The organism is Catenulispora pinisilvae, from assembly GCF_015356865.1.
GTDB lineage: Bacteria > Actinomycetota > Actinomycetes > Streptomycetales > Catenulisporaceae > Catenulispora > Catenulispora pinisilvae.
The window spans coordinates 1-10,598 of record NZ_JAAFZA010000311.1; the positions used below are offsets into that span (position 1 = coordinate 1).

Consider the following 10,598-nt stretch of genomic DNA (forward strand, 5'->3'; position numbering starts at 1 on the left):
GGCCCCGGCGCGCCGGTCCCGACCCCCGCCACCGCCCCGGGCGCGCAGCCGCTGCGCCAGGGCCAGGTGGCGACGGTCCCGCTGAACCGGCACGGCGTGCGGACGCCGATGCAGTCGGCTCGGGTGTAAGGCAGGCAAGCCCTCCTGCTGATTCGGGGAACGACAGTGAAGAGCGCGCATACGGCCCCGCCGGATTGACGATCCTGCGGGGCCTTCGCGTTGCCGGACATCTATAGCGCCCCAACGCGCACAGCGTTCTCATACGGGGCGGCCGTCTCCCGGCGGCTCACCAAGAGCAGCGCCCGCGCCAGGCACACCGCGGCGCCCGCGCTGAGCACCGCCCGCGTGATGTTCCAAAGGTTCCACGTGTCCTCGAACCGGGCACGTACCGCCGCCGGGTCGGTGATCCGTGCCGGATTGCCGGCGGCGGCCAGCTGGTTGTTCAGCGGCACGTTGACGGCCATCGTCGTCAGCAGCCCGATCGCGTAGAGCGCGAGTCCGGCGGCGATCCACAGGCGGAGGCGGCGGTCGTGGCGGAACGTGCGCAGGGCCCAGGCCGAGAGTACGAGGGCGCCGAAGAAGGTCAGGAAGAACAACGGGTTCTCGATCTTCTTGTTGATGTTCTGCATCGCCTCGATGAAGGTCCGGTCGCTGGAGGCGCCCAGGCCCAACATCACGGAGCAGGCGAAGGCGTAGTAGACGCCGGCGATGAGTCCGGTCACGACGGTCGCGGCGGCCAGGACCGTGTTGCCGTTTGCTCGCGTCGTCATTTCCAGGCCCCGTTCTCGGCGGCGGTACGGGCGTACTCTGCGAAGTCCCGCGGTGGGCGCCCTATAGCGCGTTGCACTCCGTCGGTCACATAGGCGTTGCGGCCGTCCAGGACTTCAGCGAAGAGATACGCAAGCATCTCGATCACTTCTGGCGCTTCGCGTTCTTCCTTGAGGTACGCGGTGAAGGCGTCTAGTGGGATCGATGTAAAGGAGATCTCGCGTCCTGTGGCCTTCGCTATAGCGTTCACCGCTTCCACGAAGGTAAGGAGGCGCGGTCCGGTCACCTCATAGATCTGTCCGTTGTGGCCGTCCTGGGTGAGCGCGGCGGCTGCCACGTCGGCGATGTCCTCGACGTCGACGAACGGTTCCCCGACCTCGCCGACCGGTAGCACCACCTCTCCGGACATGACCGACTCCAGGAACGCGCCCTCGGAGAAGTTCTGCGCGAACCAACTGGCACGGACCACGGTCCACTCCACTCCGGCGCGAGCGACGACCTCTTCGGCCAGCTGCGCTTCCGGTTCGCCGCGTCCGGAAAGCAGGACTACGCGTCGCACTCCGGCGCGCCGGGCTTCGGCGGTGAACGCCGCCACGGCTTCGGGCGCGCCGGGGACGGCCAGGTCGGGGAAGAAGGACAGGTAGACGTTGGTGACGCCTTCCAACGCCCTCGGCCATGTCGTCGGGTCCTGCCAGTCGAACGCCGGGTCCGCGGAGCGGGAGCCGTGGCGGACGGCGATGCCGGCGGCTTCGAGGCGGGCGGCCACCCGGCGGCCGGTTTTGCCGGTGGCGCCCAGGACGAGGGTCTGGCGCTCGGCCTGGTTCTGGTTGCGCTTTTGGCTCTGGTCTGTGTTCCGGGCTGAGTTCTGCTTCGCGCTCTGCTTCGTGTTCATGACTCAAGTACAGCCGTCACGAGTGAGATCCAGAATGGTCCAGACTCCACACATCCATACGCGATCGTCTACCCTCGGGACATGGACGTCATAGCCGGGTTGCTCAACGGGCCACGCGCCGACGGCGCCTTCCTGCTGCGTTCGCTCCTCACACCGCCCTGGTCGCTGCGGGTCCAGGACCGGGCGCCGCTGACGCTGGTCGCGGTGATCGCGGGGACCGCGTGGGTGGTGCCGGACTCCGGGGCCCCGACCCGGTTGCGGCCCGGCGACCTGGCGGTCCTGCGCGGCCCGGACCCGTATGTGTTCGCCGACGACCCGGCCACCGCACCCCAGGCCGTGATCCACCCCGGCCAGCGCTGCATGACGCCCGACGGCGAGGATCTGGGCGACATGCGGACCCTCGGCGCCCGCAGCTGGGGCAACGCCCCGGACGGGGCGACGGTCCTGGTCACCGGCACGTACCAGGTACTCAGCGAGATCTGCGCGCCGCTGCTGGACGCGCTGCCGCCGCTGGCGGTGCTGCGCGAGGGCGAGTGCGACACGCCGCTGATCCCGCTGCTGGCCGCCGAGGTCTCCCGCGAGACCCCCGGCCAGGACGCGGTGCTGGACCGCCTGCTCGATCTGCTGACGGTGGTCGCGTTGCGGACCTGGCTGGCCCGGCCCGACGTCGAGGCCCCGGCCTGGTACCGCGCGCAGGACGATCCGGTGGTCGGCACCGCGCTGCGGCTGATCCACGACGACCCCGCGCACCCCTGGACGGTCGCGGCGCTCGCTGAGGCGGCGCACGTGTCACGCGCGGCACTGGCGCGGCGATTCAGCGCGGAAGTCGGGGAGCCGCCGATGGCGTACCTGGCGAACTGGCGGCTGGCGCTGTCGGCGGACCTGTTGTGCGATCCGGCGGCGACCATCGCGTCGGTGGCCGAGCGGGTGGGGTACGGGAGCGCGTTCGCGTTGAGCGCCGCGTTCAAGCGGGTGCGCGGGGTGAGCCCGAAGGAGCACCGGGAGCGGGCGGTCCGGGAGGCGGGGCCGGTGGCTGAGGTGCGGGCTTGGCGGGTGGCTGTTTAGCCACAAAAGCGCTGACCGTAGAAGCGTTAGCGGTAGAAGCGTTAGTCACAGAAGCACTGGCTACAGAAGCCTTAGCTACAGAAGCCTTAGCCGCAGAAGCGGCCGACCCGCGCTGCTACCGCAAGCGCACCGCCATCGCCTCCACCGCCAGCAGCGGCGCCACACTCCGTTCCACGGCCTTCCGGCACTCCAGTACCGCCTCGATCCGGCGCAGCGTCGCCTCCGGCGTCCCCGCCGCGGCGATCTTGCGGACCGCCGCGTACTGGTCGTCGTGGATGGGCTCTGTCACGTCGCCGCCCGCCCCGCCGATCGCGCCCAGCTGCACCGCCAGGACGTCACGGTAGAACGCTGCGAGGTCTACCAGCGCCAGGTCCAGTGCGTCGCGCTGCATTCGTGTCGCGCGCTTCTTCTGCCGTGTCTCCAGGTCCTTCAGAGCGCCGGCCGCGCCGGGCACCGCCTTGCGCGAGCCCTCCTGGTAGCCCATCGCCAGGCGCAGATCCGCGGTCTCCGTGACGTTTCGCTCCTCGGCCGCGCGCTTGGCCTCGGAGATGGTCGCGTCGACCAGTTTCTGCGCGGCTGACAGGGCTGAGCCCATGTCGGTCAGCGATGACGGGAGCGCCAGCACCTCACTGCGCTTGGCTCGTGCCTCGTCGTCCGTCGCCAGGCGCTTGGCGCGGCCGATGTGGCCCTGGGCGGCGCGGGCCGCCTCGCGGGCGCGGATCGGGTCCACCCCGTCGCGGCGAACCAGGATCTCGGCGACGGCTGTGGAGGGGGGTGTGCGGAGCAGGAGGTGGCGGCAGCGGGAGCGGATGGTGGGGAGCATGTCGTCGCGGCCGGGCGCGCACAGGATCCAGACCGTGCGGGACGAGGGTTCCTCGACCGCCTTCAGGAGGACATTGCCCGCCGCCTCGGTGAGGCGGTCCGCGTCCTCTATCAGCAGCACCTGCCAGCGGCCTGAGGACGGGGTCATCGAGGAGCGGCGTACCAGGTCGCGGGTGTCGGCCACGCCGATCGAGAGTTGATCGGTCGCCAGTTGCAGCACGTCGGGGTGGACGCCGTCGAGGACGGTGCGGCAGCCGAGGCAGTGTCCGCAGCCGGGTTCGTTCGCGGTGGTGCACTGGAGGGCCGCGGCGAAGGCGCGCGCGGCGGTGGAGCGGCCAGAGCCGGGCGGGCCGGTGAGCAGCCAGGCGTGCGTCATCCCGTTGCCGAGTGCGGCCTGGACCAGGTCGGTGCTGATGTGGTCCTGGCCGACCAGGTCGGTCCAGACGCCGTAGGGCTCGAAGGCCGGGGCGCCGGCGGTCCTGCGGCTCACCCCGCTTACGCCGCTTCCGTCGCTCATGCGTCCTCCCCGCTGTGCGGAGTCTGCTGCCGGACGCCGAACAACTCGTCGGCGAGGGCCATCGCGTCCTGCTCCGGCTCCTCGTCGAACTCCGGCTCCGCGACGTAGTCCGGGACTTCCCATTCGCCGCGCGTGCTCGGTGTCGCGATGTCCTCGGCGTGCGGCGACGCAGGGGGTTGGGTCGGTGTTGTAGGGCGCGGGGCCGGTGTTGTAGGAGGCTGGGCCGACGGCGCGGTGGTGCGGGGCGGTGTGGCGACGCCGGGCGGTGTGGCGGTCCGCTCCGGTGCGGTGGGCGGGCGTTCGGTCTGGCCGAGCCGGGTGGCCAGATCCGCGTTGCTCTGTGCCCGCTCCCTGGCCGCGCGTTCGGCCCGGGCCGCGTCTTCCTCCAACCGGCGGCGGTGCTCCTGCCGCGCGGTCTCCCGCGACTCCTGCTCCCGCTGCGCCTGGTCGCGCTGCTCGGCCTCGGCCTCGGCGCGGCGGCGCTCGGCGTCGGAGAGCTCCGCCATCTGCACGGCGCGCTGCTCGGCGGCCTTGCGGCGCTCCTGCTCGCGGCGCTCGGCCTCCTCGGTCCGCTGCTGGCGCGAGAGGTGTATGCGACCCTCCAACCGGGCCCTGATACGTCCGGAGATCTGCTCGACGGGTTCCTGGGCGTTGATCACGATGAACCGCTCGGGCTCGGCCTTGGCCAGCTCCAGGTAACCGTTGCGGACCCGCCGGTGGAATTCCACGGACTCCAGCTCCAGCCGGTCGGCCGGGGTCTTGCGGCGGCGGGCCGCCTCGATCGGGTCCAGGTCCATCAGGATCGTGACGTCGGGCATCAGGCCCTGGGTGGCCCAGTGCGAGAGCAGCTCGACCTCGCGGGCCGACAGCGCGCGGCCGGCGCCCTGGTAGGCGAGGGAGGAGTCGACATAGCGGTCGGTGATCACCACCGCGCCGCGCTCCAGGGCCGGCCGGATCACCCGCTCGACGTGGTCGGCGCGGTCCGCGGCGTAGATCAGGGCCTCGGCGCGCGGGGAGATGACGTCGGCGTTGTGGGCGTCCAGCACGATGCCGCGCAGCTTGGTGCCCAGCGGCGTCCCGCCGGGTTCGCGGGTGACCACCACTTCGTGGCCGCGCCCGCGCAGCCAGTCGGCGAGGAGGTCCAGCTGGGTGGATTTGCCGCTGCCGTCGCCGCCTTCGAAGGACAGGAAGGTGCCCGTGTAGGTGTGGGCGGTCCTCTCGATCGCGCCGCTGTCCGGCAGCAGCGCGTCGTTGCCGGCGTTTCCGGCGCTGGTCACGGCCCCGGTACCCGTTCCGGGTCCGGCTCCGGTACCCGCTCCGGGCGTGGACCCGGACGCGGCCCCGGTAGTCGGTCCGGGATCGGTCCCCGACCCCGCCGCGCCCCCGGCCCGCGTCGAGGTGGCGGCGGTGCTCCGCTTGAGCGCCGCCTTCAGTTCGTTCCGCAACGATTTCCCTGGCACGTCATCCATCATCCTGTACGCCACCCACCCCACGCCCGCGGCCAGCAGCCCGGCCCCGAAAAGGGTGATGGCCGCGCCGCCGTAGGTGACCGCCAAGCCGCGGAGCCGCAGCGTGTGGGCGCCGAACACGCCGGCCACCGCCGGGGCCACGGCCAGGATCAGCACCAGGATGACCCGGATCAGCGACTGCACGAAGGCGAAGGTCCGGCCGCGCAGCTCGTCGGCCACCTCGCGGCCCAGCATCGTCTGCCCGATGATCCACGCGGTGCCGCCGAGGAAGCCGATGACCAGGGCGCACATCACCGAGATCAGCAGCACCGGCACCAGGGCGAACAGGCACAGCACCACCCCGGCGGCGAAGATCACGGAGCCGAACAGCCGCTCCCGCGCCATCCCGGGCAGCATCCGCGATCCGGAGAACATCCCGGCGGCCAGGCCCAGGAAGACGGTGCCGAACAGGACGCCGTACGCGGCCTGGCCGCCGTGCAGGTCGCCCACGTAGGTCCGGGCCAGCCCGACCACCGCGCCGCCGGCGGCGAAGGCCCCGGCTGTGCCGATGATCACACCGCGGATCCGCTTGTCGATCCCGAGGTAGCGCCACCCGTCCAGAAGGGTCCGCAGCGGGGAGCGGTGGTCCTCGGTGTGGCGGCGCTCAGCGGCGCGCTCCATCGCCGAACGGGCCGGGATGCTCTTCAGCCGCGCGATGGTCAGCGCGGAGAACAGGAAGGTCAGCGCGTCGAAGTAGAGCGCGAGGTCCACCGGCTGGGCGGTGAAGAAGGTCCACTGATGGGCCAGCGCCTTGGTGATCAGCGCCAGCACGGTGAACACGCCGGCCGCGATGGGGGCGGTGCCGTAGGCGGTGAGCAGGGAGATCTGGTTGGCCGGCTCCAGCAGCCGCGGCGGCACCAGATTCGGGACCGTGGCCTCCTTGGCCGGGATCCAGAACATCGCCGCGATCTCGATCAGGAAGGTGGCGGCGAACAGCCACCACAGGGTCCCCATCAGCGGGATCGTGATGAAGAGCAGGCACCGGGCGCTGTCTCCGGTCACCATCGTCCAACGCCGGTCCAGCCGATCGGCCGCCACACCGGCGATCGGACCGAACAGCACCGCGGGGATCAGCCGCACTACGAAGACGCCGGCGACCGCATAGGAGCGGCTGGCGTACCCACCCCCGGCCAGGGACACCGCCAGCGAGGACTGCGCCAGCAGCCCGAGCCAGTCGCCGAGGCTGGACAGCGACAGCGCCGTCCACAGCCGGCGGAAGTCGGGGATGGCGAGCACGTCGCGGATCCCGACCGGTGATGACTCCATGAATCCACGGTAATGCGGAGAGTTTCCGGGGGAGGTGAACGAGGCCGTGACCCGGCGGTCCGGGTGATTATCCGGACCGCCGGACCACGGACGTCCGACTTGAGCATCGCCTGGTCACTTTCGCCCCAGGCGGTGGCGCGTGGCCCCGATCCCCGACGCCGTGCCGCCGGCCCTGACCGGCTGCACGGTGCTGGAGCGGCCCCACCTACGACTACGGCACCGGGTCGAACAGCTGGCAGATCGACAACACCGCAGTCGTGCAGCGAGCGACGCCCTGGGGCGCCCGCTTCGACGCCGCCCCTACTCGGTTCCGGACTCCGCGGTCTCGGCGGCCTTCTTCAAGCCCTCGGCCTCCATCTGCACGTACTGCCGCGTCCGCTTGCCGAGCAGCAGGCTGATGAGGCCGCTGAGGGCCCCGGTCTGCTCGATGCCGAGGGTCATGCGCGCGTGGCCCTCTCCAACGGCCTCCACGACGTGGACCGCCGAGACCTTCACCCCGGTGGCCTTCATCTCCCACACGAAGGACTTGCCGGCGTCGTACTCGGTGACGGTGTAGACAGTCGGCTTCAGCTTCGGCTGGGTAACCCGCGCAGTGCTTCCCTGCCCCAACTCACCCTTCTGTAGACGCTCTACAGAAGTCATGGAGGCGGTCCACTTAGGCCAGGACTCCACGTCGGTCAGGGTGCGCCACACGGTAGCCGGGGTGGCGTCTATGTCGATCGCGGTTCGGAACTTCATCGATATTCCCTCCCTACGCTCTCGCTCCCTTTGTACCGCAGGGCATTTACGCGCCCTCCTCCAGGTGCTTGATCAGGACGGGCACGTGACTGTGGTCGACGTCCTTGGCCGCGGTGATGAGGGTGACGGTGTGCGCGTCGTGCAGCCGGCGGACCTCCGCCAGCGCCGCCTTTTGCGTGGCACCTTCCAGCTCAACGTCATAGCGCGCCACGAACTCGGCGTACTCATCACGGTTCGCATGGAGCCACTTCCGCAGATCGTTGGAGGGCGTCGCATCCTTAGCCCACAAGTCGAGCTCCGCCTCCTCACGACTCACCCCGCGCGGCCACAGCCGATCCACGAGCACCCGCTTCCCGTCCGCCTCCGACACTGCGTCATACGCGCGCTTCACCCGGTAGTCGCCACTCATGCCGCCAGGCTATTAGGGCGCGGGAGCCACGACCGGTCTGCAAGGCTGACCGAGTGACCATCTGGGACGAGACCGCGGACGACACCAAAGAGCTCGTGTTCACCTCGCTGGACTACGCACTGGAGAACGCACAAATATCGGAGCAGCCCTTCACCCCCTTCTCCTTCGCCCTCCACAAAGACGGCACCGCCACCCTCACCCGCTTCACAGTCGACGTCGCCACCGACGTCCCCGAAACGCTCGAGGCGGCCCGCGAACACCTCCAGACCGCGGGCCCGGCCACCGTCGCCATCACCCTCGCCTACGACGGCTACACCACCTACGAGGGCCAGCGCACAGAAGCCGTCTTCATCGAAGCCCACCAACTCAACCTCACCCGCACCCTCGTCCTCGCCCAGCGCTACCTCCGCACCACCCCCGGCGAGGTACAGCCCCTCGGCGACCCCCTACTCCAAGCGGAGCTGGCACCTCTGGTGCTGCGGGTCGGGGACTGAGGGGCGCCACCGCCAGGGATATTCGCCGCCTCAGCAGAGATCACAGCGGGTGCCCAACTATGAGGCTTGACAACAATGCATAGGCTGCTAGCGCTTCCGCATGGGAAGAGCAGCCGAATTTGATACGGCAAAGCGGTGCCCAGTTCGAGCTACGACTGGTTGGTACGCGACCCGCAGTCTTGACGACGTCGGCCTTGCCTGGGACTCCGCCACCATCGTCTATTGCGATGGTGGAACGGTAATCGAAATGCTTTGCGAGCCTGGTTTTACTCCAGCAACGGAACCCGGCGGCTAGCTGCGGGAATTCGATAGTGCCATTCGAGCGGTAGGCGTAGAACCGGCAATCGGCGACCATCCAGACAGGGCCCGGTAACGATCCGAAACGACTGGGCAGTAGCAGTCGACCCGCCCCCATACCGTGGCGCTGTCGCATGGGGGATCGGGATATTCCAGGGGGATTCATGGATCAGCGCGACACGCAACCAGGGCCGCCGTCATACGTGCCGTCCTACGCGCCGCCACAGCGCACACCGAACAAGCCGACCGTCCGCCGCCGTACCGCAATTCTCGGCAGCGCCGGCGGGCTCGTTCTCGGCCTTATCATCGGCGCCGCCGGTCACAGCACGTCGAAGACCACCAACACCGCGACTGGCACGCCTTCGGTAACAACCACCGTCACTGCCACAGTGACAGCGCAGAACGCGGCCCCGGCCGTGGCCCACACCAGCGCGGTGCCGCCGCCGAGCACGACCGCCGCGCCGAAACCGGCTGTGGTCTTCACCACCACCGGCGATGGCATCAAGAAGACAGAGTCGTTCACCACCGGCCCCAACTGGAGCGTGGCCTATACGTTTGACTGCTCCAATGCAGGCGGCCAGGGAAACTTCGTGCTTCAGGTCGACGGCGACCTCGGCGACATGCTCGCGAACGCCCTTTCGGCGAAGGGCGCCGACACCAGCTACGAACACGACGCAGCCGGCAGTCACTACCTGTCGGTAAACAGCGAGTGCGACTGGACGTTGAAGGTCACCAACGGCGGCTGACGGCCGGTTCAGCGCCACCACTCAGGACGCCCGGCCCGAAGCGGCCGGGCGTTTGCCACGTTCGGGGCGTGGCTACCAACTCTGACCATCGACGACCTCGGCCCCGGATCAGGACGCACGGCGGTGTGCAATTGCTCGCCCGACGGAGCATCAGGGTGACGATGTCCATGACGTGGCGTTGGTTGCGATGCTGGATGGCAAGCGACCGACCGATGCACGACCTGCAATGCCAAGATCCACTCTGGCGCAGTCGTGAAATCGCGTCAGCGCCTTAACGAGATCGAGGCTCCTCGGATCGAGATCTAAGTCGATTGGGTCTGGGCCCTGCTTCAGCACCAGGTCCAGAAGGCTCCACAGGTAGCCGTTGACCTCGTCCGCTGCTTCGATAGCCGCCTCGCTGCGATGTAGGTCCCAAGAGCGCCAACTATGACGCCGACGATAGTCAGGATCTGTGCCCCCATGAAGAACAAAGTACAGCGGGGTGCATCAGGGTTCGATGGTCAGCCTGGAAGCTGTCCAGGGTTCTTGTCTGCCCAGCTCCAGGCGATGGCATAGCCGTATGCGGCCTGCGTGTCGATCCCGCCCTTGACCATGCGGTCAACATAGCTCTGGGTGACCCCGTCATGACGGAAATCATGACAGCGGCGGGGTAAGGCATCAGTGGCTGAGTATCAAGCCATGGGTGTAGGGACGCTAAAAGGCCAGGTCAGACAAAATCTGACCTGGCCTTCGGCAGAGCCTCCTATCGGAATCGAACCGATGACCTACGCATTACGAGTGCGTCGCTCTGGCCGACTGAGCTAAGGAGGCCCGGACCCGTCGGCGTGCACCGCGGGCCGGGGCACGAGTGTACCGGACGCTAGGGGCTGACGTCACAAGTGATACCTGCGGGTGGGACGGTGCCTTGGAGCAGGTAGGCGTCGACTGCGTTGTCGATGCACTGGGAGCCTCTGGTGTAGGCGGTGTGGCCGCTTCCGTTGAAGGTCAGGAGGTGGCCGTTTTGGAGTTGCTTGGCCAGGCCCTGGGCCCAGGGGTAGGGGGTGGCGGGGTCGTCTTTGGTACCTACGACGAGGATG

General features: G+C 69.1%; 10 protein-coding genes and 1 tRNA gene. 3 read left to right on the forward strand and 8 right to left on the reverse strand.

The window, feature by feature from the left end:
- Positions 1-230 precede the first annotated feature (230 nt).
- Complete coding sequence (locus IZR01_RS44330; protein WP_194898530.1) at positions 231-770, reverse strand: anthrone oxygenase family protein; 540 nt, start codon at positions 768-770, stop codon at positions 231-233.
- Positions 767-1,660 (reverse strand): NAD(P)H-binding protein, encoded by an 894-nt coding sequence (locus IZR01_RS44335; protein ID WP_194927331.1) that lies wholly within the window; start codon positions 1,658-1,660, stop codon positions 767-769. The genes IZR01_RS44330 and IZR01_RS44335 overlap by 4 nt, the downstream gene beginning before the upstream one ends.
- Positions 1,661-1,741: 81 nt before the next feature.
- Between IZR01_RS44335 and IZR01_RS44340 the strand changes: the two genes are divergently transcribed.
- Positions 1,742-2,725: an AraC family transcriptional regulator gene (locus IZR01_RS44340; protein ID WP_194927332.1), complete on the forward strand. Its 984-nt coding sequence runs from the start codon at positions 1,742-1,744 to the stop codon at positions 2,723-2,725.
- Positions 2,726-2,840: 115 nt separating this feature from the next.
- Here the strand turns inward: IZR01_RS44340 and IZR01_RS44345 are convergent, their stop codons facing one another.
- From IZR01_RS44345 to IZR01_RS44360, 4 genes are all read right to left on the reverse strand, one after another.
- Positions 2,841-4,064, reverse strand: coding sequence for a DNA polymerase III subunit delta' (locus IZR01_RS44345; protein ID WP_228555837.1), 1,224 nt, complete (start codon positions 4,062-4,064; stop codon positions 2,841-2,843).
- A complete protein-coding gene (gene tmk / locus IZR01_RS51730) occupies positions 4,061-6,838 on the reverse strand; it encodes a dTMP kinase (RefSeq protein WP_228561272.1) in 2,778 nt (925 codons plus the stop codon). The genes IZR01_RS44345 and tmk overlap by 4 nt, the downstream gene beginning before the upstream one ends.
- A gap of 300 nt (positions 6,839-7,138) precedes the next feature.
- Positions 7,139-7,576, reverse strand: coding sequence for an SRPBCC family protein (locus IZR01_RS44355; protein WP_194927333.1), 438 nt, complete (start codon positions 7,574-7,576; stop codon positions 7,139-7,141).
- A 46-nt stretch (positions 7,577-7,622) separates the two neighbouring features.
- Positions 7,623-7,985: a DUF488 domain-containing protein gene (locus IZR01_RS44360; RefSeq protein ID WP_194927334.1), complete on the reverse strand. Its 363-nt coding sequence runs from the start codon at positions 7,983-7,985 to the stop codon at positions 7,623-7,625.
- Between the two features lie 53 nt (positions 7,986-8,038).
- Here IZR01_RS44360 and IZR01_RS44365 point away from each other — a divergent pair, with 53 nt between their 5' ends.
- Complete coding sequence (locus tag IZR01_RS44365) at positions 8,039-8,479, forward strand: hypothetical protein (RefSeq protein WP_194927335.1); 441 nt, start codon at positions 8,039-8,041, stop codon at positions 8,477-8,479.
- Between the two features lie 461 nt (positions 8,480-8,940).
- Complete coding sequence (locus IZR01_RS44370) at positions 8,941-9,522, forward strand: hypothetical protein (RefSeq protein ID WP_194898537.1); 582 nt, start codon at positions 8,941-8,943, stop codon at positions 9,520-9,522.
- A gap of 736 nt (positions 9,523-10,258) precedes the next feature.
- On the opposite strand, the gene IZR01_RS44375 is transcribed toward IZR01_RS44370, so the two are convergent.
- Both IZR01_RS44375 and IZR01_RS44380 read right to left on the reverse strand, forming a co-directional pair.
- Positions 10,259-10,332 (reverse strand) — tRNA-Thr (locus tag IZR01_RS44375).
- Positions 10,333-10,381: 49 nt separating this feature from the next.
- The coding region (locus IZR01_RS44380; RefSeq protein WP_194927336.1) for an alpha/beta hydrolase at positions 10,382-10,598 on the reverse strand (217 nt) is incomplete at its 5' end.